We start from the raw sequence: 22,349 nt of genomic DNA on the forward strand, positions 1-22,349 counted from the left end.
CTCGCTGTTCAGTATCGGCCTTCCGGCGTGACTGGGGAGTGTCCGGATGGCCTGCTATGTGCCTGCCGGCGCACGATTCCGCTATCGGTATGGAGATCCAAGTATGTATAATCCGTGCATACTTCAAGAGGTGCACTCATGGAAGCCACCGTTGCCGAACGCGGCCAGATCACCCTGCCCAAGGCGGTGCGCGATGCCCTGGGGCTGACCAAGGGCACGCTGCTGAAGGTGGAGCTGGACGGCAGCCGCATCGTGCTGCGCAAGAGCGTGGACGATGCGATCTCCAAGGCCCGCGGGCGCTTCGCGCTGGATGGCTTCGACTCGCCCGAGGCCGCCGTGCGCGCCGCCCGCGAGCCGGCCAAGCGCTGATCCTGCGCCTGTGATCGCCATCGATTCGCCCGTCCTGGTGGACCTGCTGACCGACGGCCCGCAGGCCGATGCGGCCGAGGCCTGCCTGCGCCAGTGCCTGGCCAGTGGCCGGGTCGTGGTCTGCGACATCGCCCTGGCCGAGGTCTGCAGCGCCCTGCGCAACGGCGCCGAGGCGCTGACGGTGCTGGAGGAGATGGGCATCCATTTCAGCGCGCTGGAATCCAAGTCGGCCCTGCGCGCCGGCGAGATGCAGCGCCGCTACCGCCAGCGCGGCGGCGGGCCGCATGCGCTGCCCGATTTCCTCATCGGGGCCCACGCGCTGCTGCAGTGCGATGCGCTGATCACCCACAACCACGCCTTTTACCGCGACTACTTCAAGGGATTGAAGCTGATCGCGCCGCGGGTCTGACCGCTCCCTCTTCACACACGTTACGTACCGGAGTCGCACATGTTGGAAGCCTATCGCCACCACGTTGCCGAGCGCGCCGCGCTGGGCATCCCGCCGCTGCCGCTGACTGCCCAGCAGACCGCGCAGGTCATCGAACTGCTGAAGAACCCGCCGGCGGGCGAGGCCGACTTCCTGGTCGACCTGATCACCCACCGCGTGCCGGCCGGCGTGGACGATGCCGCCAAGGTCAAGGCCAGCTATCTGGCCGCGCTGGCCTTCGGCAGCGAGCAGAACCCGCTGATCAGCCGCGAGCGCGCCACCGAACTGCTGGGCACCATGCTCGGCGGCTACAACGTGCACCCGCTGATCGAGCTGCTGGACGATGCCACCGTCGGCGCCATCGCCGCCGACGGCCTGAAGCAGACCCTGCTGGTGTTCGACGCCTTCCACGACGTCAAGGAAAAGGCCGACGCCGGCAACGCCAATGCCGTGGCCGTGCTGCGCAGCTGGGCCGAGGCCGAGTGGTTCACCAGCAAGCCGGAAGTGCCGGCGTCCATGACCCTGACCGTGTTCAAGGTGCCGGGCGAGACCAATACCGACGACCTCTCGCCGGCCCCGGACGCCACCACGCGCCCGGACATCCCGATGCACGCGCTGGCGATGCTGAAGAACAAGCGCGAGGGCGCGCCGTTCGTGCCGGAGGAGGACGGCAAGCGCGGCCCGATCCAGGCCATCCTGGATCTCAAGGACAAGGGCCATCTGGTCGCCTACGTCGGCGACGTGGTCGGCACCGGCTCCTCGCGCAAGTCCGCGACCAACAGCGTGCTGTGGTGGACCGGGCAGGACATTCCCTACATCCCCAACAAGCGCTTCGGCGGTGTGTGCCTGGGCTCCAAGATCGCCCCGATCTTCTACAACACCATGGAAGACGCAGGCGCGTTGCCGATCGAGCTGGACGTGTCGCAGATGGAGCAGGGCGATGTGATCGAGCTGCGCCCGTACGAGGGCAAGGCGCTGAAGAACGGCCAGGTCATCGCCGAGTTCAAGGTGAAGTCCGAGGTGCTGTTCGACGAGGTGCGCGCCGGTGGCCGCATCCCGCTGATCGTCGGCCGCGGCCTGACCGCCAAGGCGCGTGAGGCGCTGGGCCTGCCGGCCACCGACCTGTTCCGCCTGCCGCAGCAGCCGGCCGATACCGGCAAGGGCTTCTCGCTGGCGCAGAAGATGGTCGGCCGCGCGATCGGCCTGCCGGAAGGCCAGGGCGTGCGCCCGGGCACCTACTGCGAGCCCAAGATGACCTCGGTCGGCTCGCAGGACACCACCGGCCCGATGACCCGCGACGAGCTCAAGGACCTGGCCTGCCTGGGCTTCTCGGCCGATCTGGTCATGCAGTCGTTCTGCCACACCGCCGCGTACCCGAAGCCGGTGGACGTCAAGACCCACCACACCCTGCCGGAGTTCATCTCCACCCGTGGCGGCATCTCGCTGCGCCCGGGCGACGGCGTGATCCACAGCTGGCTCAACCGCATGCTGCTGCCCGACACCGTGGGCACCGGCGGCGACTCGCACACGCGCTTCCCGGTGGGCATCTCGTTTCCGGCCGGCTCGGGCCTGGTCGCCTTCGCCGCGGCCACCGGCGTGATGCCGCTGGACATGCCCGAGTCGGTGCTGGTGCGCTTCAAGGGCAAGCTGCAGCCGGGCGTGACCCTGCGCGACCTGGTCAACGCCATCCCGCTGTATGCGATCAAGCAGGGCCTGCTGACCGTGGCCAAGCAGGGCAAGAAGAACATCTTCTCCGGCCGCATCTTGGAGATCGAGGGCTTGCCGGACCTGAAGGTCGAACAGGCCTTCGAGCTGTCCGATGCCTCGGCCGAGCGCTCGGCCGCCGGCTGCACCGTGCACCTCAACAAGGAGCCGATCATCGAGTACATCAACAGCAACATCACCTTGCTGGGCTGGATGATCGAACAGGGCTACAAGGATCCGCGCAGCCTGCAGCGCCGCATCGACAAGATGAAGGCCTGGCTGGCCGATCCGCAGCTGCTCAAGGCCGACGCCGACGCCGAGTACGCCGCGGTGATCGAGATCGACCTGGCCGACGTGCACGAGCCGATCCTGGCCTGCCCGAACGATCCGGACGACGTGAAGACCCTGTCCGAAGTGGCCGGCGCCAAGATCGATGAAGTGTTCATCGGCTCGTGCATGACCAACATCGGCCACTTCCGCGCGGCCTCCAAGCTGCTGGAAGGCAAGCGCGACATCCCGACCAAGCTGTGGGTCGCCCCGCCGACCAAGATGGATGCCGCCGAGCTGACCAAGGAAGGCCATTACGGCACCTTCGGCACCGCCGGTGCGCGCATGGAGATGCCGGGCTGCTCGCTGTGCATGGGCAACCAGGCGCAGGTGAAGGAGGGCGCGACGGTGTTCTCCACCTCCACCCGCAACTTCCCAAACCGCCTGGGGCGCAACTCCAACGTGTATCTGGGTTCGGCGGAACTGGCCGCCATCTGCTCGCGCCTGGGCCGCATCCCGACCAAGGCCGAGTACATGGCCGACATCGGCGTGCTCGACGCCAATGCCGCGGACATCTACCGCTACATGAACTTCGACCAGATCGAGGATTACCAGGTCGGCGAGAAGACCGCCGCCTGATCCGCTGCGAAGTGCGACATCAGAAAGCCCGGCATCCGCCGGGCTTTCTGTTTTCAGGGAGCATCCGCGCGATAGCCCACCGTGGGCAGGAAGTCGTGGACCTGCTGGAACCAGGCGTCGGGCTGCTCCAGCCAGGCGAAGTGTCCGGCATTGGGAATCAGGATCAGCTTGGAATGGGCCAGGCCACGGTGCAGGCTCAGCGTCTGCTGCCAGGGCACTTCGACATCGTCCGCGCCGGCGACCACCAGGGCCGGCACCTGGATGCGCGGCAGCGCCGGCGCCAGGTCGGTGCGCACGCCGGCGACGAAGCGTTGGAAGGCCACCAGGGAGAAGCGCACCTGTTCGAAGGCGTCCTTGCCGTTGACCGCCTTGGACATGTCGTACATCTCGATCGGCACCGTCGCCAGGATCTGCGCCTTGAACTCGGCATCCGTGGTGGGCGACGGATCGCCCTTGAACGCCTTCAGCGCGGTCTCGAAACCGGGGCGGCCGCGGCGCGACTCGACCTGCTGCATGACCTGACGTTCCACCTCAGCCTGGCGCGCCGCGTCCGGCGCGTTGTTGGTGATCGCCGCCGCCAGCAGCAGCAAGCCGCGCACGTGCTGCGGATGGCGCAGGCTGTACTCGAGGATCTGCGTGCCGCCCATGGAGTGGCCGATGAACCAGGGCTGGTCCAGCTTCAGATGGCGGCGCAGATTGTCCAGGTCGCCTACGAAGTCCTCCATCGTGACGGCCTCGGCCGCCGGGACCTGCGAGCGGCCGGTGGCGCGGGTGTCCAGATAGACGATGGTGAAGTCGCGTTCCAGCGGCTGCAGCGAGAGGAACAGATACTCCGCGCTGGGCCCCCAGCCGGGCGTGGGCAGCAGCGCCACCGGTCCGTGGCCGGACACCTTGTACCAGAGGCGCACGCCGTTGGAGACGAAGTTGTGGTCGCCAGGGGCGAGCGGGCCGGGCACGGCGGCCGCGGCGGGAAGGGCGCTCGACACCAGGAGGAAACCTAGGCTCAGCAACATCAGCAGGCGTTTCATCGGCGCGCTCTCGGTCAAGGGCAGGGCTGTGTGCGGTCGGTTCGCGGTCGCCCAGGAGACTAGCGTGTCGCCGGCTTCGCCAGCTTCGAAATCTTGCTAAGTTGGGCGCGCTCCCGCCGGCTAGGAAGCGTCCCATGCATGCCGCCAACCCCGAACTGCGCAAGGTGCCACCCTGGCTGAGCCACACGGTGTCGGCGCGGGCGTCGTGGTCGTGGTGCGCGATGGAACAGTCCTGCTTCGGCCCTGTGCAGCTGGATGCGCCGGCGCTGCCGTTCCACCATCTCACGCTCCCCCTGGACCGTGGCGCGCTGCGCATGGGCATGTGCGTGGACGGCCACCGCCACATCGCGCGCATGGGGCAGGACGAGATCGGGATCATCGCTGCCGGCGACGGTGGACGCTTCTGGTGGGACCGACCCGTGGACTCGGCCTGCCTGTACTTCACCGACGCCGCGCTGGGCGAGATCGTGGGGCATGAGGTCACCGACCGATCGCATGGCCTGCGCTCCACCTTGCAGCTGCGTGCACCGGCCATCGCCGGGCTGCTGCGCGTGCTGCGCACCGATGCCGCCACCGGCCAGCCGCATGGCGCGCTGGTCGGCGATGCGGTGTTCATGGCGCTGATCCCGCAGCTGATGCCCATGGCGCGCGTGCCGCCCGGGCCTCGTGCAGCGGACTGGCGGGTAGGGCGCGCGTTGGCCTACATCCATGCGCATCTGAGCGAGCCGCTGGATCTGGCATCGATCGCGCGCGCGGCGGCCAGCAGCCCATTCCACCTGGCGCGCGCGTTCCGGGCGCGCATGGGCTGCACGCTCTGGCGGTACGTGCTGCGCGAACGCGCGCGCAGTGCATGCTGGCGTCTGCGCGACGAGCGTCTGAGTCTGGCCGCGGTGGCGCAGGCGGCTGGCTTTGTCAGCTATGCGGGTTTCATTGCGGCCATGCGGCATGAGTTCGGCCAGTCACCCCAGCAGCTGCGCCAAGCCCTGTCGGCGGGCAAGCATCCGACGAAGAACGCGCCTGATTAGCCTTGAGCTTGTGCAGCGTCGCCAACACCTGTTGTGCGGGCTTGTCGCTGTTTCCGACAGTGCTGCGTTCTGCGCTTGCGCCATTGATCCAACAACCAGGGCGAAGCACCGATCAAACGCAGTGAAGACCAGCGTGACCTGGGTCCCAGGACATCACCGCGAATCATTGCAGGTGGGTCAGGCCCTGACTTTCTACACGCCAACAACACGGCCAGCGTGCCTAAGGTTGTGGACGAGGTGTGAAGGCGCAGACCGTGCGGACGCTAGACCGGGCGGCGCGGGAACCAAAGCATCCAAGCGTTTGCAGGTCAGTAGAGCGGCACGTGGTGAGCGCGCGTGGCAACACGCGCCAAGACGAATGCATAGTGGGACATCGCGCTTGCTTGGCTTGCATAGAATGCGCGCGGCCTCGGGATGTTTCGAGGGCCGGTTCAAAGGGGGGACAGGGATGGACGAAGCGCGACCGAAACGGCATTCCAAGCCGGATCAGGCGGGAGGACCGCCGTTGGATCTGGCCGCGTTGGCCGGCCTGCTCAAGGTCTGCGATCTGGACGTGGTGCTGCTGGACCGGCAAGGCGCGTGCCCGGGCGTGGCGACCTCCGTCGATGAGGACGCGCTGATCTATTCGATCACGAACGCATTCACTTTCAGGGGGCGCTTCACGCTGCCGCCGGACTGGTGCCTGTTCGGCTATGTCCACCACACCGATCCGAGCGCCAGTTGGTGTCATGGGGTCAGCATGGACACCGGGATGGTCGTCACCGTGCTGCCAGGGGCGAGCAGCGAGTTCGTCCTCAGCGCCGGCTCCAGGCTGACGCTGGTCCTGATCCCGCTAAGCGCCTTGAAACAGCGCCTCTCCGAACTCGGGCTGGGGGCCTCGTTGCCGACGATCGGACAGTACGTGCGGCTGTTCCGGCCATCGGGCGACGCGACCGCGCGCAGGCTGGAGCAGCTCGCCACACGGCTGGCCCAATGGTCGCGCGAATCGGGTCCGCAGGAGACCAGCGATCGCCTGGAAGGCGCCAGCGCCTACGTGCGCGCCCACTTGATGGCCAAGTTCTCCGCGACGCCGGACGACCGCCCGCGGTGCTCGCGCGGCCGGCTCATGCATTATCGGATCCTGCGCCGTGCGGAGGATTTCATGCGCCTGCACATGCACAGAAATGTTTATATGCAAGAAATATGTAACACAGTTGGCGTCAGCGAGAGAACGCTGCGCTATGCCTTCGATGAGCTGCTGGGAATATCCCCAAACCGTTATCTGTCCATGCTGCGGCTGTGCACCGCAAATCGCAGCCTGTCGGCCAGCGACGCCAGCCGCAACTCGGTCAAGTCGATCGCCTTGAACTGCGGTCTCTGGGACCTTTCCAAATTCGCCGGGAAATATCGGCGAATCTTCGGCGAGTTGCCCAGCGATACGCTGCTGCGTAGTCCTCCGGTCGGGATCTGGCGCATGTGAGGAAAGGGGTGTCTAGTCATTTTCCCCCTTTTTCCACTGGAAAAATCGTCAAATCGAGAGTCTTCGCGACCGGTTTTGGTCGCGAGGCTTGACGCGATCGGGTTTCGTCCAACGGACGTGTGGGTGAGTTGACGCCCTTTAGGAAGGGTGAGCGCGCGGCTGAGTATTGCATTGCGTCACGTAGCGCTGCGATGAATCTCGGCCGGGAGTTGAGCGGCACGTATTCAGTCGCGTAGATCTCCTGTTAATCGTCTGGTTTTTGCCGAAATCGAATATTCGATGCCCGGTATTTCCCATAGTCGTTCCGGAATGGCGCACCGGCCTGCGGCTGGCTCGGTCTCTAATCCCCGCAACCGCGCTGTAACAAAAAAGTTACAGCGGACCGACAGGACAGGGGGTGGCGAATGAATCGCGTCTATCGTTTGGTATGGAATTCCGCGCTCGGCGCACCGGTGGTGGTCTCGGAACTGGCTCGGTCGAGACGAAGCACGTCTCGGAGCGTCAACACGCGCGGTGGCGTCGCGACAAGCCGCCTGGCCGGCGCCTGCGTGGCGGCGCTGCTGCTCTTGCCCTGTGCCGGTGTCCAGGCCCAGCAGGTCGATCCCAGACTGGACGAGCTGCGCGCCCTGGCGGACAAGTACACCCTGGTCGAAGACGCCGAGACGTCGGAACCCGCGTCCACTCCGCCCGCGAGCCCGTCGACCGTGTCCTCCGTTCCGATGACGGCGCCGGATGACCCACGCCAACGCCCCGGCTCGATCGCAGGCAAGCGCCGCATCGTGGTCGAACGCGCACCCAAGCCGGACGCGGCGTCCCCGTCCGATTCGACCACCGCCGGCGCCAAGGTCGCTGCGTCCGATGAGTCCATCAAGCCGACCGGCAGCGCGCGCCTGCAGGCATCCCCCTCGGCGCTGGTGTCGACCCAGGCCGCCGGCGCATCCAATCTGGTCGGGACATCGAGCGTCGCTGCGCGCGGTTCGGCCGCGACCACGCTGACGGCCGCATCGCCTGCATCGTCCGCTTCGCCGACCAGCAGCGCGAGCCTGCGCGCGTCCACCTCGGCGCTCGTTTCCGCCCAGGCCACCAGCGCGCCCAACCTGACCGGCGCGCCGACCGGCACCGTAGTAGGCAATGGCGGTCTGGTGGGCGGGGTCGTGCAACTGCTCGATCCGACCCTGTCCAGCGCGCTCGGCGGCGATGGCTGGGTCATCAACGGCAGCACGGCGCTCAACGCCGACAACGTCCAGAAGGCCTATACCAGCGTCAACGTCCTGGGTCTGCCTGTTGTCTCGCTCAGTCCCGTGGGCGCGCTGCTGGGCTCCTTGGGCGGTGCGACGACGGGCGGCAACTCGCACCTGACCCTGATCGGCGGTGTGGTCTCCAACAGCTATCTGACCAACGTCAACAGCGGCAATCCAGGCGGCCTGTTGGGCCTGTTGCTGCCTGACGGCTCGCCGGCCTACGCTACCAATTGCGTCAACGTGCTCGGCGTGATCACCGCCGAATGCTGGGCGGTCAACGCCGCCCAGGACTACCAGACCCTGGTCGGCCAGGGCGCGACCGCGAACGGGTCCAAGGAAGTGGTGATCGGCTCCAACGCCAGCCACACGCTGCCGAGCGTGGATGCGAGGACGCTGTACGCCGAGGGCTTCGTCGACGCCAACTACGACGCCAGACTCGGCCACTCGGTGGTGGTCGGCGACAGCGCCTCGGGTTCGGCCAACGGGCAGACCATCCTGGGTGCCAATGCCACCTCCGATCAGGCCAACAGCGTGGCCCTGGGCTACCGCTCCAATGCCAGCCGTGGCGCGGCCAGCGGCTACACCGCTTACGGGATGACGACGGCGCAGACCTCGGCCGGCGAAGTGGCGATCGGCGCCGCCGGCAGCGAACGGCAGCTCACCCACGTCGCGGCCGGCAATGAGGACACCGACGCGGTCAACGTCGCGCAGCTGCGCGGTGCGGTGTCCCAGATCCAGGCGGTCGGCGATACCGCGGTGATGTACGACGTGGATGCCGGCGGCGTCGTGCTCGACCACGTCACGCTGGGCGCGACCGGTTCGGGCGCGGCGGTCGGCATCTCCAACGTGGCCGCCGGCGTGGCGCAGAACGATGCGGTGAACGTCGGCCAGCTGGCGCCGGCCGTGGCCGCGCTGGGCGGCGGTGCGGCGATCGATTCGACCACCGGTGCGGTCACCGGACCGGTGTATTCGCTGGACGATGGCACCGGGACCGGGACGCGCGCCAACTACACCGATGTCGGCACCGCGTTGGAGAACCTGGACGGCCGCACGACGAGCAACACCACCAACATCACCAACCTGCTCGAAGGCACGGCCGGCCTGGTGCGTCAGGACCCGACCTCGCTCACGGTGACCGTGGCCGGGCAGACCGGCGGCACGGGCGTGAACTTCCGCAACGCCTCCGGCCAGGCGCGCACGCTCGGCGGTGTCGCGGCGGCCCAGCAGGACGATGAGGCGGTCAACCTGGCCCAGCTGCGCTCGGTGAGCGGAGACGTGGACAACCTCGGCGCACGGATGGTGCAGTACGACGTGGATGCCGGCGGCGCGGTGCTGAACCACGTCACGCTTGGGGCGGTGGGCTCCAGCGCGCCGGCCGGTATCTCCAACCTGGCCGCCGGCGTGGCGCAGAACGATGCGGTGAACGTGGGCCAGCTGGCGCCGGCAGTCGCCGCGCTGGGCGGCGGGGCAGGGATCGATGCAACCACCGGCGCGGTCTCAGGGCCGGTGTACTCGCTGGACGACGGCACCAATTCCGGCACGCGGGCCAGCTACACCAATGTCGGCACCGCGCTGGAGAACCTGGACGGCCGCACGACGAGCAACACCACCAACATCAACAATCTGCTCGAAGGCGCCGCCGGCCTGGTGCGGCAGGATCCGAACTCGCTGACGGTGACCGTGGCCGGGCAGACCGGCGGCACGGGCGTGAGCTTCCGCAATGCCTCCGGCCAGGCGCGCACGCTCAGCGGCGTGGCGGCGGGCCAGCAGGACGAGGATGCGGTCAACATGGCCCAGCTGCGCTCGGTGAGCGGGGAGATGGACAACCTCAACGCGCGGGCGGTGCAGTACGACGTGGATGCCAACGGCGCGGTGCAGGATCACGTCACCCTGGGCGCGAGCGGATCGGGCGCCCCGGTCGGCCTCTCCAACCTGGCCGCAGGCGCGGTGAACGCGACCAGCAGCGATGCGGTCAACGGCGCCCAGCTGTTCGCCACGCATGGCGCCATCGCGCAGTTCTTCGGCGGCAGCACCCAGTACGACAGCAGCACCGGCACCTGGACTGGGCCGACTTTCAACATCACTCAGATCGACGGGAAGGGCGGCACGGCCGGCAGCAGTTTCACCAACGTCACCGATGCCTTTGGGGCGGTCAGCAACTCGCTGGTCAACCTCAACAACCGGATCGGCCAGCTGCAGTCGGCCACCTACAGCTCGAAGTACCTGGCCGTGCAGTCCACCCGCGCCGCCGCTACGGCCACCGGTACCGATGGCGTCGCGGTCGGCCCGGAGGCCGCGGCCTCTGGCACCGGCAGCGTGGCGGTCGGCGCCGGGGCCAGTGCCAACCAGGACAACAGCGTGGCGCTGGGCGCCGGTTCGACCACCTCGGTCGGCGCGCAAAGCGGCTACGACGGCGCCTATGTCCAGGCCGGCAGCAGCAGCTCGGCCGGCGAGGTGTCGGTGGGCAGCACCGGTGGCGAGCGCAAGGTCACCCATGTGGCCGACGGTTCGGACCGCTACGACGCGGTCAACGTCGGCCAGCTGCAGGGCGGGGTGAACTACGCCATCGACCGGGCCAACGCCTATACCGATCAGCAGCTGCAGAACATCCAGGTGGAGTCGGGCGGCATGTTCCGCGCCAACGATACCGCCGGGCTGGGCCAGCCCTCCGCCAGCGGCGACAACGCCACTGCCGGCGGCGCCGGTGCGGTGGCCTCGGGCAGCGGCAGCACCGCGATCGGCAGCGGCGCGCAGGCCACCGCCGACCGGTCGGTGGCCCTGGGCGCGGGCTCGGTCGCCGACCGCGTCGGCACGGTCTCGGTCGGCAGCAGCGGTGCGCAGCGGCAGATCACCAACGTGGCCGCCGGCACCGCCGACGGCGATGCGGTCAACATGGCGCAGTTCAACCGCGGCCTGACCGGGGTGCAGGACTGGTCGCGCAACTATGTCGACCAGCGCTACCAGGAGACCCGGCGCGATCTGCAACGCGTGGACAACCGCGCCATGGCCGGCGTGGCCTCGGCGATGGCGGTCGCCGGCCTGCCGCAGCCCTACGAGGCGGGCCGCAGCATGGCCTCGATGGCGGTCAGCGGTTACGACGGCGAGGCCGGCGTCGCCCTGGGCGTCTCGGCGATCTCCGAGGGCGGGCGCTGGATCTATCGACTCAGCGGGACGACCAACACGCGCGGCGATGCGGGCGTGACGGTCGGCGCGGGCATCCAGTGGTGAGCGGCGTGGACCGGTCGCGGGGGCAGGGGACCATGGACAGGACAGCGGGCCGCGTCGGGCCCTGGGTCGGGTGGTTGGCGTTCCTCGCGCTGGCGCTTGCAGGCTGCGCCGGCACTTCGCCGCCCCGCGACGCGGGGCCGGCGAGCGCCGAGGAATCCGCGTTCCCCGATCCCGCTCGCGCCCGCCCGCGCGGCGGCACCTTCGTGAACGTCGACAACCTGCGCCACTACGCGCCGGGCCTGAGCAAGGAGCAGCTCTACGCGCTGCTCGGTCCGCCGCACTTCAGCGAGGGCATGTGGGGCGTGCGCGAGTGGAACTACCTGTTCAACTTCCGCTCGGCCCGCGGCCAGGAACCGTTCCAGTGCCAGTTCATGGTGATCTTCGACCGCGAAGGCATCGCGCAGCAGGCGCACTGGAAGCCGCAGAGCTGCAGCGCCGTGCTCGATCCGCCCGCCGCCAGGCCCAGGCCGGAAGCGGCGGCTGCCCTGCCGGCGCAGCCGCTGCGGCTGTCCGCCGACGCGCTATTCGGCTTCGACAGCGCCACGGTCACGGCCGGGGGGAGAGCGCGGATCGAGCGCCTGCTGCAGCAGGTGCGCGAGGCCAGCCAGGTGCAGGACATCCTGGTGGTCGGCTATGCCGATCGTCTCGGCGATGCCGCCCACAACCTGAAGCTCTCCCAGCGCAGGGCCGAGGCGGTGCGGCAGGTGCTGATCGAAGGCGGCGTGGCGCCCGCGGCCATCCGCGCCGAAGGACGCGGCAGCACGCAGCCGCTCGCCGACTGCGCCAAGGTCAAGGCGCGCGCCGCGCTGATCGCCTGCCTGGCGCCGGACCGGCGCGTGGAAATCAGCGCCAGCGCGGACAGGCGCGGCTAGTCCGCGCGCCTGCCGCCCTGGCTGAAGCGCCGCTTCAGGCCTTGAGCCAGTCCCGCGCGGCGCTGACCATCGCCTTGCGGGCGAACACGAAGTCCCACAGGCTGCCGCCGAGCTGCCGCCACAGCACGGCCGCACGGACGGCGGCCAGCAGGATGGCGCGGATCTCGGATACCACGCCCGGCTGGGCCAGGTAATGCGGATTGCCCTGGACCATGACCCGCGGGCGCAGGTGGCTGATGGTGTCGGCGTAGAGCGTGCCCAGCGCCATCAGCACGTCTGGATGGGTGCTGCCGCGCTCGCCGGCCTGCGGGGCGATCTCCTCGAGGCCGCCGCTGACCGCGGCCACGGTCTCGGATTCGCGCACGAAGCGGCGCTCGACCTGCATCACCGCCAGCGCCAGGCGCGGCAGCGACTCGTCCTTGTTCTCGCCGCTGAAGTAGTCGCGCACCAGGCGCAGGCCGGGTCCGAGATTGGCGGCGCGCTCGTAGACCGCCTCGGTCGACGCGGCGTCCATGCGGAACACGCTGTCCAGCACCACGCCGGTCGCGCCGTTGTCCGAATGACCGGTCTCGGCGATGCGGCGCACCTGGGCCAGCGACTGGGCCAGCGCGGCCAGGGCCAGCACGCGTTCGGGCAGGGGCGCACTCATGCGGCGCGCTCCCGCAGACGCAGTTCCAGCGGCGCGTCGGTGCGGTCGATCACCGCGCCGCCCAGGCAATTGTCGCCGTCGTAAAGCACCACCGACTGGCCGGGCGTCACGGCCCGCTGCGGGTGGGCGAATTGGATATCCAGCGTTCCATCCTCCAATACATGGACCGTGCAGGCCTGCGCGGCCTGACGGTAACGGGTCTGTGCGAGGCAGTCGAAGCGCGCGGCGGGCGGACTTCCCGCCACCCAGTGCATCGCCTCGCTGCGCAGCCGCGTGGACTGCAGATACGGGCTGGCGCTGTCCTGGTCGACATACAGCACGTTGCTGGCCACATCCTTGCCGACGACATACCAGGGTGCCGCCGCGCGGCCGCGAACGCCGCCGATGTTCAGGCCTTCGCGCTGGCCAAGGGTAAAGAAGAACACGCCCGGATGCTGACCGATGACGACACCGTCAGGGTCGCGCATCTCGCCGGTCCTGGCCGGCAGGTACTGGCCCAGGAACTGGCGGAAATCGCGCTCGCCGATGAAGCAGATGCCGGTGGAGTCCTTCTTGTCGTGCACCGGCAGGCCGGCCAGGCGCGCCAGGCCGCGCAGGTCCGGCTTTTGCAGATGGCCCACCGGGAAGAGGGTGGCCGAGAGCTGCTCCTGCCCAAGCTGGTGCAGGAAGTAGCTCTGGTCCTTGGCCGTGTCCACGCCGCGCAGCAGGTGCCAGCGGCGGTCGCGCTGCTCGACGCGCGCGTAGTGGCCGGTGGCGATCTTCTCCGCGCCCAGCGCGCGCGCCGCGTCGATGAAATGCTTGAACTTGACCTCGCGGTTGCACAGCACGTCCGGGTTGGGCGTGCGCCCGGCGGCGTACTCGGCCAGGAAGTGTGCGAACACGCCGTCCCAGTATTCCCTGGAGAAATCGCGGAAATGGAAGGGGATGCCCAGCCGCCCGCACACCGCCACCGCGTCGCGGCGATCCTCCTCGGCCCGGCAGCCACCCGCGCTGTCCTGCGCCTGGCCCGCGTCGTCGTCGGCCCAGTTCTGCATGAACAAGCCGGCCACCGGCTCGCCGGCCTGGACCAGCTGCAGCGCGGCCACCGACGAATCCACGCCGCCGGACACGCCCACCACCACGCGCGGGGTCGCGCTCACGCCAGCCGGCTCACGGCCGACAGCGGGAAGCGGCGACCGGCCAGGTAGTCGGCGGCCACCTTCCACACCAGCGGGCTGCGGTGGCGCGGGGCGGCCTGGCGCAGTTCGTCGGGGGTCATCCACAGCGCGCGCACGATGCCCTCGTCCAGGGCGCGCTCGGCGTGGTGGGTCAGCGCCTCGCCGGCGAAGGCCAGGCGCAGGTACTGGCGGCCGGTCTCGGCCTTCCACTGGTAGGCGCCGACGAAGTGGGTCAGGCGCACGGTCCAGGCGCTTTCCTCCAGGGTCTCGCGCACGGCGGCGTCGAACAGGTGCTCGTCCGGCTCCAGGTGGCCGGCGGGCTGGTTGAGCACCAGCCGCCCCTCGGCGTACTCCTCGACCATCAGCAGGCGGCCCTCGCGCACCACCACGGTGGCCACGGTGGTGTCCGGCTGCCAGATACGGTCTTCGGCGACGCTCACGGGGGAGAGATTCCTTGCAGGGAGGATTGGCCCGATATCGGGACAGTTGCGAACAAATCCAGGCCGGTGCCGGGCTTGAAACGCGCGCGGGGTGCGCAAATTGTGCGTGCGCAGACGCACCTCGTCCAATCCGTATAATTGCCCCATGCCCCGTTCCCCCCAACACGAGCATGATCACGGCGTCCTGGTCGAGACCGGCAAGCCCGAGGTCGCGCCGCCGCCGCTGTACCAGGTCCTGCTGCTCAACGACGACTACACGCCGATGGATTTCGTCATCTCGGTGTTGCAGCAGTTCTTCAACATGGACCTGGAAAAGGCCACCCAGGTGATGCTGCACGTCCACACCCGCGGGCGTGGCGTGTGTGGCGTCTACACGCGCGAGGTGGCAGAGTCCAAGGTGGCCCAGGTCAACGAGTATTCCCGGATGAGCCAGCACCCTTTGCTGTGCACCATGGAACAGTCCTGATCCGGCGCGGATCGGTTCCCATCGCCGGCTGAACACCCAGTTCCAAAGGGGCTGTGGAAATCCCCACGACAGGCCGCATATTGTTGGCAACAGCAGTTGGGAGCCATCCATGTTCAGCAAAGACCTCGAGCAGACCATCGGCCAGTGCTACAAGCGCGCCCGCGAGGCACGCCATGAGTTCATGACCGTGGAGCACCTGCTGCTCGCCCTTCTCGATAACCCCTCCGCGCAGGCCGTCCTCAAGGCGACCGGGGCGGACACCGTGCGTCTGCGCACCGACCTGGACCAGGCGGTCGAGGCCTCGGTCTCGCGCCTGGCCGAGGACGACGGTCGCGACACCCAGCCCACGCTGGGGTTCCAGCGTGTCCTGCAGCGCGCGGTCTACCACGTGCAGTCCTCGGGCAAGAAGGAGGTCACCGGCGCCAACGTGCTGGTGGCGATCTTCGGCGAGAAGGACTCCCATGCCGTCTACTTCCTTAACCAGCAGGACGTGACCCGGCTGGACGTCGTCAACTACCTCTCCCACGGCATCGCCAAGCAGGGCGATGGCGAGGCCGCGCCGTCCGGCGAGCCGGGCGAGGGCGGCAAGGCCGAGGCGGGCGAGGGCGAGGCCAAGGGCGACGCCCTGGCCGAGTACGCCAGCAACCTCAACGAGGCCGCGCGCAACGGCAAGATCGACCCGCTGGTCGGCCGCGCCGAGGAGATCGAGCGCACCATCCAGGTCCTGTGCCGCCGCCGCAAGAACAACCCGCTGTACGTGGGCGAGGCCGGCGTGGGCAAGACCGCCCTGGCCGAGGGGCTGGCCAAGCGCATCGTCGATGGCGATGTGCCCGAGGTGCTGGAGGACGCGGTCATCTATTCGCTGGACCTCGGCGCCCTGGTGGCCGGCACCAAGTACCGCGGCGACTTCGAGAAGCGCCTCAAGGCGGTGCTGAGCGCGCTGAAGAAGGTGCCCAACGCGGTGCTGTTCATCGACGAGATCCACACCATCATCGGTGCCGGCTCGGCCTCGGGCGGCACCATGGACGCCTCCAACCTGATCAAGCCGGCCCTGGCCTCCGGCGAGCTGCGCTGCATCGGCTCGACGACCTTCCAGGAATACCGCGGCATCTTCGAGAAGGACCGCGCGCTGGCGCGGCGCTTCCAGAAGATCGACGTGGTCGAGCCGACCATTGCCGAGTCCTACGAGATCCTGCAGGGCCTCAAGCCCAAGTACGAGGCCCACCACAACGTCAGCTACGCCGACGAGGCGCTGCAGGCGGCGGTGGACCTGTCGGTCAAGCACATCGGCGACCGCCTGCTGCCGGACAAGGCCATCGACGTCATCGACGAGGCCGGCGCCCGCCAGCGCCTGCTGCCCGAGGACCAGCGCAAGCAGCTGATCGACATCGAGGAGATCGAGACGATCGTGGCCAAGATGGCGCGCATCCCGGCCAAGCAGGTCAGCGCGACCGACAAGGACGTGCTGCAGCACCTGGAGCGCAACCTGAAGATGGTCATCTTCGGCCAGGATCCGGCGATCGAGTCGCTGGCCTCGGCCATCAAGCTGGCGCGCTCGGGTCTGGGCAATCCGGAGAAGCCGATCGGCAACTTCCTGTTCGCCGGCCCGACCGGCGTGGGCAAGACCGAGGTCACCCGGCAGCTGGCCATGCAGCTGGGCATCGAGCTGGTGCGCTTCGACATGTCCGAGTACATGGAGCCGCACTCGATCAGCCGCCTGATCGGCGCGCCTCCGGGCTATGTCGGCTTCGACCAGGGCGGCCTGCTGACCGAGAAGATCGTCAAGACGCCGCACTGCGTGCTGCTGCTGGACGAGGTGGAGAAGGCGCATCCGGACATCTTCAACATCCTGCTGCAGGTCATGGACCGCGGCGTGCTGACCGATACCAACGGGCGCGAGGCGAACTTCAAGAACGTGATCCTGGTGATGACCACCAACGCCGGCGCGGCCCAGGCCTCGCGTCGTTCGATCGGCTTCACCAAGCAGGACCACTCCACCGATGCGATGGAGGTGATCCGGCGCGGGTTCACGCCCGAGTTCCGCAACCGCCTCGATGCGATCGTGCAGTTCCAGGCGCTGGGCTTCGACCACATCCTGCGCGTGGTCGACAAGTTCCTGATCGAGCTGGAGCTGCTGCTGCACGAAAAGCACGTGACGCTCTCGGCCACCCCGGCCGCGCGCGACTGGCTGGCCCAGCATGGCTTCGACCCGCAGATGGGCGCCCGCCCGATGGCGCGCGTGATCCAGGACAAGATCAAGCGTCCGCTGGCCGACGAACTGCTGTTCGGCAAGCTCATCGACGGCGGCAAGGTCAGCATCGACGTGGTCGAGGACGAACTGGTCGTCACCAGCCAGTCCGAGCCCGAGCGCCTGCTGCCGGCGACGGTCGAGTAAGCGCCCTCCGGCGTGCCAGAACGAGAGAGCGGCCTTCGGGCCGCTTTCTTTTTGGTCTCCTGGCGGTCAATGGATCTTCTTGGCGCGTGCGTGTTTCGGCTTCGGGAGGCAGCGGTCCAGCGGGTGTTTCCGGCTTTTCTCTGATTCGGGCGCTCGGCATCCTGCCTCGCGCGTCGAGGCCACGGGCTTCGAGTCGAAGACGTCGTGGCCTTTTCACTCACCAGGCCTCGAGTCGGCCGGGCATGGGGCAGATCAGCCGGGATGGCCGGCGACTGCGCGCGGCGACGTGCGGCCCTCGCGGAGGGCCGACGCAATTCCCGTGGGAGCAACTGTCTCCTCAAATCCCGCAACGTCCCCTGTAGAGCGGAGCTTGCTCCGCTGCTCTTCGTTCGGATCTTGGGAGAAGGCCCCGGCGGAGCGAGCTCCGCTCTACAGGTGGGAGCCGCGAGCTTGGGTCAATTCAAGCGTTTGGCCATGGAGGCTGGCTGAGCTGGCTGTAAATCAGCGCTCAGCCGGTTCCAGGCTGGTTGGCGAAGTGGCGCACCCAGCCTCGCACGTCTGTCATCGACGGATTGACGCCACCGCACGCCGGCGGAGCGCTTTTCGACCCGAGCTGGGCGCATCCCCGAATCGCGCCCAAACGAAAAGGCAGCCTGCGGGAGGCTGCCTTTGGCGCAAACCGCCGGGGCGGTTTACTTCATGCGGTAGGTGATGCGGCCCTTGGTCAGGTCGTAGGGCGTCATTTCGACCTTGACCTTGTCGCCGGTCAGGATGCGGATGTAGTTCTTGCGCATGCGGCCGGAGATGTGGGCGATGATCTCGTGGCCGTTTTCCAGGCGCACGCGGAACATGGTGTTGGGCAGCGTCTCGGTGACGGCGCCTTCGAATTCGATTGAATCGTCTTTCGACATGGAAGCCTGCTGAGAGTGCGGGAGCGGACATGCTGGCCCGCGAAGCCGCGTATTGTACCCCGCGCGGCCGCCTGTCGCAAAATTCCCGTTAAATGCCTGCCAGATCAGCGACCTGCAGCGCGCCGACGCGATCGGTCCACGGGCCTGGCGCCTCGGGCAGGGCGACCTGGTGCGCGGCTTCGGCCAGGAAGGCGGCGCGCGGCATGCTGGTGGCGCCCATGCGCAGCAGGTGGTCGTTCTCGACCTGGGCATCGATCAGCGGCCAGCCCCAGCCGCGCAGCACGTGCGCCAGCCCGGCGAGCGCGGCCTTGGAGCCGCCGGAGACCGCGCTGAACATGCTCTCGCCGAAGAACATCCGCCCGATCGCCACGCCATAAATGCCGCCGGCGAGCCGCGGACCGTCCCAGACCTCCAGGCTGTGCGCATGGCCGAGCCGGTGCAGGGCCAGATAGGCCGCCTGCATCTGCGCCGTGATCCAGGTGCCGTCCTGGCCCGGGCGCGGGGCCTGCGCGCAGGCCGCGATGACCTCGGCGAAGGTGGTGTCGGCGCGCAGCACCCAGCCACTGCCGCGCAGCTGCCGGCGCAGGCGCTTGGACAGGTGCACGCCGTCGGTGCGGAACACGGTGCGCGGATCGGGCGACCACCACAGCAGCGGCTGGCCTTCCGAATACCAGGGGAAGACCCCGGCGCGATAGGCGCTGAGCAGGCGCGCCGGGTGCAGGTCGCCGCCGACGGCCAGCAGCCCGTCCGGCTCGCGCAGGGCCAGGGCCGGGTCGGGGAAGGGCGCGCCCGGATCGGCGTCGAGCAGGAACGGCAGGCGGCGGGTCACCGGCTCAGTCCGCGTCCGGGGCGCGGAACGGCGAGCGTGCGGCCAGGACGCGGGCGTGCTCGTGCACCGCGGCGTCTTCCTCGCGGCACCAGCGCGCCAGCGCCTCGCGGAAGTCGGGATCGGCGATCCAGTGCCGGCTGCGCACGAAGCTGGGCAGAAAGCCGCGCGCGATCTTGTGCACACCCTGCGCGCCGGGCTCGAACCGGGTCAGCCCCTCGCGCAGGCAGTAGTCGATGCCCTGGTAGTAGCAGGTTTCGAAATGCAGCCCGGCCAGGGTCGCATCGGCGCCCCAGTAGCGGCCATACAGCGTGTCGCCGCCGCGCAGGCACAGCGCGCCGGCGACCGGGCGGTCCTCGTGCTGGGCCAGGAAGATCACCAGCGCGCGCGGCATCGTCGCCGCCAGGTGCCGCAGGAATTCCAGGGTCAGCGCCGGCGAGTTGCCGTATTCGTGGAAGGTCTGCAGGTAGAAGCCATACATCGCCTCCAGGTCGTCCTCGCTGGCCTCGTCGCCATGGACCACACGGAAGCGCACGCCGGCGCGCGCGACCTTGGCGCGCTCCTGGCGGATGTTCTTGCGGTGCTTGTGGTCCATCGCGCCCAGGAAGGCGTCGAAATCGCGCCAGCCGGCCGTGTTGTGCCACTGGTACTGGACGTCGGTCCGCCCCAGCCAGGTCTCGTCGAAGGCCGCGTCCTCGGCCTCGGTGTGGAAGTTCACATGCGCCGAGGACAGCGCGTTGCGGGCGACATAGCCGCAGATGGCGGTCAGCAGCGCCTGGCGCGCCGCGCCATCGCGGGCGAGCAGGCGCGGGCCGGTCACCGGCGAGTAGGGCGCCGCGCACAGCCACTTGGGGTAGTACTCCTGGCCGTAGCGCGCGTAGGCGTTGGCCCAGGCATGATCGAACACGAACTCGCCGTGCGAATTGGTCTTCAGATAGCCCGGCGCGGCGGCGACCAGGGCGTCGCCGTCCCACAGCGTGAGGTGGTGCGGGGTCCAGCCCCAGTCGCTGCGCAGGCAGCCGGTCTGCTCCAGTCCGGACAGGAAGGCGTGGCGCACGAAGGGGTTGCGGCCGTCGTACAGCGCGTCCCAGGTGGCGGGCGGAATCGACGACAGCGAAGGCAGCGCACGAAGCTTGAGCATGAAGCGCTGATGCTACGGGCTCAGCTCCAGCAGGTCGATGGTGGGCGGGTTGAACAGCCGCAGCGGCAGCCCGCTCTCACCGACGCCGCCGGTGGTGTAGACGCGGATGCGACCCTGTGGGCCGGCGTAGGTCTGTTCGCCCTGGTCGAAGCCGTGCTCGACCGGCAGCACGCGCCGGTACAGCCACGGGATCCGCACCTGCCCGCCGTGCGTATGCCCGGCCAGCACCAGCAGATGCGGGCGGCTGCGCAGCCGGTCGGCGCTGTCGGGATTGTGGGCAAGGACCAGCAGCGGCCGGTCGGCGGGCAGGGCATCGAGAAAGCGCGCATCGTCCTTGCCCGCCCAGCGATCGCCCAGGCCGGCCAGGGTGAAGCCCTTGAACGGCAACGCGCGGCCTTCGATCACCTGCACGCCATGGCGCGCCAGCGCCTGGCGTAGCGCGCGGTCGATGTCCGGGCCGGGCTTGCCTTGGTCGTGGTTGCCCAGCACGGCGTAGGTCTGGGCCTCGAGGCGGGCCAACGGCGCCAGCAGCGCGTCGAGCGACTGGCCCTGCGGCTGGTAGGTGAGGTCGCCGGCGATCAGGACCGCGTCGGGATGTTCGGCGTTGGTGCGCTCGACCACGCGCTGGAGGAAGTCGGCGCCCTTGAACAGGCCGACATGCGGGTCGCCGATCAGCGCGATGCGGGCGCTGGCGCCGGTCCCCGATAGCGCGGTGTGGCGCACCCGCAGCAGATTCGGCTCGGCGAAGCGCGCCCAGGCGAACAGCAGATCGCCGGCGAGCAGCACGGCCAACCCCAGGCGCACGCCAAGGCGGCGCGCTCGCCACAGGCCCCACAGCACGACGGCGGCGACCGGCAGGGCCAGCCAACCGCCGTCGAGCACCCAGGCCCTCAGCAGGCCGTGGGCGTCCATTCCCAGCGAGACCGCCGCCTGGGCAGGGATCAGGCGCCCTTGTCCAGGTAGCGCTCCGCATCCAGGGCGGCCATGCAGCCGAAGCCGGCCGAGGTGATCGCCTGGCGGTAGTGCTGGTCGGCCACGTCGCCGGCGGCGAACACGCCCGGCACCGTGGTCTGGGTCGCGTTGCCGTCCAGGCCGGACTGGATGGTCAGGTAGCCGTTGTTCATGCCCAGCTGGCCCTCGAACAGGCTGGTGTTGGGCGTGTGGCCGATGGCCACGAAGAAGCCGTGCACCTTCAGGTCCTGCGTGCTGCCGTCCAGCACCGACTTGACCCGCAGGCCGGTGACGCCGGCCTCGTCGCCCAGCACCTCGTCCACCACGTGGTGCCAGACCGGCACGATCTTGCCGGCATCGATCTTGGCCTGCAGCTTGTCCTGCATGATCTTCTCCGCGCGCAAGGTGTCGCGGCGGTGGACCAGGTAGACCTTGTTGGCGATGTTGGACAGGTACAGCGCCTCTTCCACGGCGGTGTTGCCGCCGCCGACCACGGCCACGTCCTGCTCGCGGTAGAAGAACCCGTCGCAGGTCGCACAGGCCGACACGCCCCGGCCCTTGAAGGCCTCCTCCGATTCCAGCCCCAGGTACTTGGCCGTGGCGCCGGTGGCGATGATCAGCGCGTCGCAGGTGTATTCGTGGCTGTCGCCGGACAGCTTGAACGGGCGCTGGGACAGGTCGGCGGTGTGGATGTGGTCGAAGATGACCTCGGTCTCGAAGCGCTCGGCATGGGCCTGCATGCGCGCCATCAGGTCCGGGCCCATCAGCCCATGGGCGTCGCCCGGCCAGTTGTCCACTTCGGTGGTGGTCATCAGCTGGCCGCCCTGCTGCAGGCCGGTCACGACCACGGGCTTGAGATTGGCGCGCGCGGCGTAGACCGCGGCCGTCCAGCCTGCCGGGCCGGAGCCCAGGATCAGCAGGCGGCTGTGCTTGGAAGTGCTCATGTATACTCGAAAAAGTGGGCTGAAAAGCGCGCAAGCCGGTGTCATCGGGCGTGCTGCGGACCACGCATAGGGTGACGGCGGGGCGGGGGCGAATCAAGGCGCGCCGGTGGAATGCACCAGGGCCGCGGCCCCTTCGGATGCCTGCGGGCGCCGATCCGGGCGCCAGGGCTGCCGCGCTCAGAGGCGGCGCTGAATTCCGGATTCGATTCG

At 68.9% G+C, this 22,349-nt stretch carries 18 protein-coding genes; 9 read left to right on the forward strand and 9 right to left on the reverse strand.

From position 1 onward, the window contains the following. The first annotated feature begins 138 nt into the window (after window positions 1–138). Genes WFQ05_RS02055 through WFQ05_RS02065 form a run of 3 tightly spaced genes read left to right on the forward strand, consistent with a single transcriptional unit; the run spans window position 139 to window position 3,406 of the window. Window positions 139–369, forward strand: a complete 231-nt coding sequence (locus tag WFQ05_RS02055) for an AbrB/MazE/SpoVT family DNA-binding domain-containing protein (RefSeq protein ID WP_130518617.1) — start codon at window positions 139–141, stop codon at window positions 367–369. A 10-nt stretch (window positions 370–379) separates the two neighbouring features. Beyond that, window positions 380–778, forward strand: coding sequence for a type II toxin-antitoxin system VapC family toxin (locus WFQ05_RS02060; protein ID WP_130518614.1), 399 nt, complete (start codon window positions 380–382; stop codon window positions 776–778). Between the two features lie 39 nt (window positions 779–817). Further along, complete coding sequence (locus WFQ05_RS02065) at window positions 818–3,406, forward strand: bifunctional aconitate hydratase 2/2-methylisocitrate dehydratase (protein ID WP_337052416.1); 2,589 nt, start codon at window positions 818–820, stop codon at window positions 3,404–3,406. Window positions 3,407–3,459: 53 nt separating this feature from the next. Here WFQ05_RS02065 and WFQ05_RS02070 read toward each other — a convergent pair whose 3' ends face one another. After that, window positions 3,460–4,434, reverse strand: a complete 975-nt coding sequence (locus WFQ05_RS02070; RefSeq protein WP_337052417.1) for an alpha/beta hydrolase — start codon at window positions 4,432–4,434, stop codon at window positions 3,460–3,462. 134 nt (window positions 4,435–4,568) lie between these two features. Here WFQ05_RS02070 and WFQ05_RS02075 point away from each other — a divergent pair, with 134 nt between their 5' ends. From WFQ05_RS02075 to WFQ05_RS02090, 4 genes are all read left to right on the forward strand, one after another. Then, complete coding sequence (locus WFQ05_RS02075; protein WP_337052418.1) at window positions 4,569–5,459, forward strand: AraC family transcriptional regulator; 891 nt, start codon at window positions 4,569–4,571, stop codon at window positions 5,457–5,459. A 448-nt stretch (window positions 5,460–5,907) separates the two neighbouring features. Next, complete coding sequence (locus WFQ05_RS02080; protein WP_337052419.1) at window positions 5,908–6,918, forward strand: helix-turn-helix domain-containing protein; 1,011 nt, start codon at window positions 5,908–5,910, stop codon at window positions 6,916–6,918. Window positions 6,919–7,322: 404 nt separating this feature from the next. Then, entirely contained in the window at window positions 7,323–11,387 is a 4,065-nt protein-coding gene (locus WFQ05_RS02085; RefSeq protein WP_337052420.1) for a YadA-like family protein, read from the forward strand. 203 nt (window positions 11,388–11,590) lie between these two features. Continuing rightward, window positions 11,591–12,259, forward strand: a complete 669-nt coding sequence (locus WFQ05_RS02090) for an OmpA family protein (RefSeq protein WP_337052421.1) — start codon at window positions 11,591–11,593, stop codon at window positions 12,257–12,259. Window positions 12,260–12,293: 34 nt separating this feature from the next. Here WFQ05_RS02090 and hflD read toward each other — a convergent pair whose 3' ends face one another. From hflD to WFQ05_RS02105, 3 genes are read right to left on the reverse strand one after another with little or no spacing between them, the layout of a single operon-like run. Then, window positions 12,294–12,908, reverse strand: a complete 615-nt coding sequence (gene hflD / locus WFQ05_RS02095) for a high frequency lysogenization protein HflD (RefSeq protein WP_130522478.1) — start codon at window positions 12,906–12,908, stop codon at window positions 12,294–12,296. After that, window positions 12,905–14,047, reverse strand: a complete 1,143-nt coding sequence (gene mnmA / locus WFQ05_RS02100) for a tRNA 2-thiouridine(34) synthase MnmA (protein ID WP_337052422.1) — start codon at window positions 14,045–14,047, stop codon at window positions 12,905–12,907. Before mnmA ends, hflD begins: the two co-directional genes overlap by 4 nt. Beyond that, complete coding sequence (locus WFQ05_RS02105) at window positions 14,044–14,505, reverse strand: NUDIX hydrolase (RefSeq protein ID WP_130518582.1); 462 nt, start codon at window positions 14,503–14,505, stop codon at window positions 14,044–14,046. The genes mnmA and WFQ05_RS02105 overlap by 4 nt, the downstream gene beginning before the upstream one ends. Window positions 14,506–14,650: 145 nt before the next feature. Between WFQ05_RS02105 and clpS the strand changes: the two genes are divergently transcribed. Then, window positions 14,651–14,971 (forward strand): ATP-dependent Clp protease adapter ClpS, encoded by a 321-nt coding sequence (gene clpS, locus WFQ05_RS02110; RefSeq protein ID WP_130522480.1) that lies wholly within the window; start codon window positions 14,651–14,653, stop codon window positions 14,969–14,971. Window positions 14,972–15,080: 109 nt separating this feature from the next. After that, window positions 15,081–17,366, forward strand: coding sequence for an ATP-dependent Clp protease ATP-binding subunit ClpA (gene clpA / locus WFQ05_RS02115; protein WP_130518578.1), 2,286 nt, complete (start codon window positions 15,081–15,083; stop codon window positions 17,364–17,366). Between the two features lie 692 nt (window positions 17,367–18,058). Here clpA and infA read toward each other — a convergent pair. The 5 genes from infA to trxB form a co-directional block, all read right to left on the reverse strand. After that, the gene (gene infA / locus WFQ05_RS02120; protein WP_130518576.1) at window positions 18,059–18,277 is read right to left on the reverse strand and encodes a translation initiation factor IF-1; all 219 of its coding nucleotides are present in this window, start codon (window positions 18,275–18,277) and stop codon (window positions 18,059–18,061) included. Window positions 18,278–18,365: 88 nt separating this feature from the next. Beyond that, the gene (aat, locus tag WFQ05_RS02125; protein WP_337052424.1) at window positions 18,366–19,106 is read right to left on the reverse strand and encodes a leucyl/phenylalanyl-tRNA--protein transferase; all 741 of its coding nucleotides are present in this window, start codon (window positions 19,104–19,106) and stop codon (window positions 18,366–18,368) included. Between the two features lie 4 nt (window positions 19,107–19,110). Next, the gene (locus WFQ05_RS02130; RefSeq protein WP_337052425.1) at window positions 19,111–20,244 is read right to left on the reverse strand and encodes a GNAT family N-acetyltransferase; all 1,134 of its coding nucleotides are present in this window, start codon (window positions 20,242–20,244) and stop codon (window positions 19,111–19,113) included. 12 nt (window positions 20,245–20,256) lie between these two features. Further along, on the reverse strand, window positions 20,257–21,156 hold the full coding sequence (locus WFQ05_RS02135; protein ID WP_337052426.1) for a metallophosphoesterase: 900 nt from the start codon (window positions 21,154–21,156) through the stop codon (window positions 20,257–20,259). Window positions 21,157–21,185: 29 nt separating this feature from the next. Continuing rightward, window positions 21,186–22,139 carry a thioredoxin-disulfide reductase gene (gene trxB / locus WFQ05_RS02140; RefSeq protein ID WP_130518568.1) on the reverse strand — a complete coding sequence of 318 codons (954 nt, stop codon included), beginning with the start codon at window positions 22,137–22,139 and terminating at the stop codon, window positions 21,186–21,188. Between the last annotated feature and the right edge of the window lie 210 nt (window positions 22,140–22,349).

This window comes from Pseudoxanthomonas sp. USHLN014 (assembly GCF_037153335.1).
GTDB lineage: Bacteria > Pseudomonadota > Gammaproteobacteria > Xanthomonadales > Xanthomonadaceae > Pseudoxanthomonas_A > Pseudoxanthomonas_A winnipegensis.

Excerpts from the sequence above, each read along its gene's own strand:
- WFQ05_RS02135 (WP_337052426.1), bottom strand. The coding sequence starts at position 21,156 with ATGGACGCCCACGGCCTGCTGAGGGCCTGGGTGCTCGACGGCGGTTGG.
- hflD (WP_130522478.1), bottom strand. The coding sequence starts at position 12,908 with ATGAGTGCGCCCCTGCCCGAACGCGTGCTGGCCCTGGCCGCGCTGGCC.
- WFQ05_RS02055 (WP_130518617.1), top strand. The coding sequence starts at position 139 with ATGGAAGCCACCGTTGCCGAACGCGGCCAGATCACCCTGCCCAAGGCG.
- WFQ05_RS02075 (WP_337052418.1), top strand. The coding sequence starts at position 4,569 with ATGCATGCCGCCAACCCCGAACTGCGCAAGGTGCCACCCTGGCTGAGC.
- WFQ05_RS02085 (WP_337052420.1), top strand. The coding sequence starts at position 7,323 with ATGAATCGCGTCTATCGTTTGGTATGGAATTCCGCGCTCGGCGCACCG.
- WFQ05_RS02080 (WP_337052419.1), top strand. The coding sequence starts at position 5,908 with ATGGACGAAGCGCGACCGAAACGGCATTCCAAGCCGGATCAGGCGGGA.
- trxB (WP_130518568.1), bottom strand. The coding sequence starts at position 22,139 with ATGAGCACTTCCAAGCACAGCCGCCTGCTGATCCTGGGCTCCGGCCCG.
- WFQ05_RS02130 (WP_337052425.1), bottom strand. The coding sequence starts at position 20,244 with ATGCTCAAGCTTCGTGCGCTGCCTTCGCTGTCGTCGATTCCGCCCGCC.
- clpS (WP_130522480.1), top strand. The coding sequence starts at position 14,651 with ATGCCCCGTTCCCCCCAACACGAGCATGATCACGGCGTCCTGGTCGAG.
- WFQ05_RS02065 (WP_337052416.1), top strand. The coding sequence starts at position 818 with ATGTTGGAAGCCTATCGCCACCACGTTGCCGAGCGCGCCGCGCTGGGC.
- infA (WP_130518576.1), bottom strand. The coding sequence starts at position 18,277 with ATGTCGAAAGACGATTCAATCGAATTCGAAGGCGCCGTCACCGAGACG.
- clpA (WP_130518578.1), top strand. The coding sequence starts at position 15,081 with ATGTTCAGCAAAGACCTCGAGCAGACCATCGGCCAGTGCTACAAGCGC.
- WFQ05_RS02070 (WP_337052417.1), bottom strand. The coding sequence starts at position 4,434 with ATGAAACGCCTGCTGATGTTGCTGAGCCTAGGTTTCCTCCTGGTGTCG.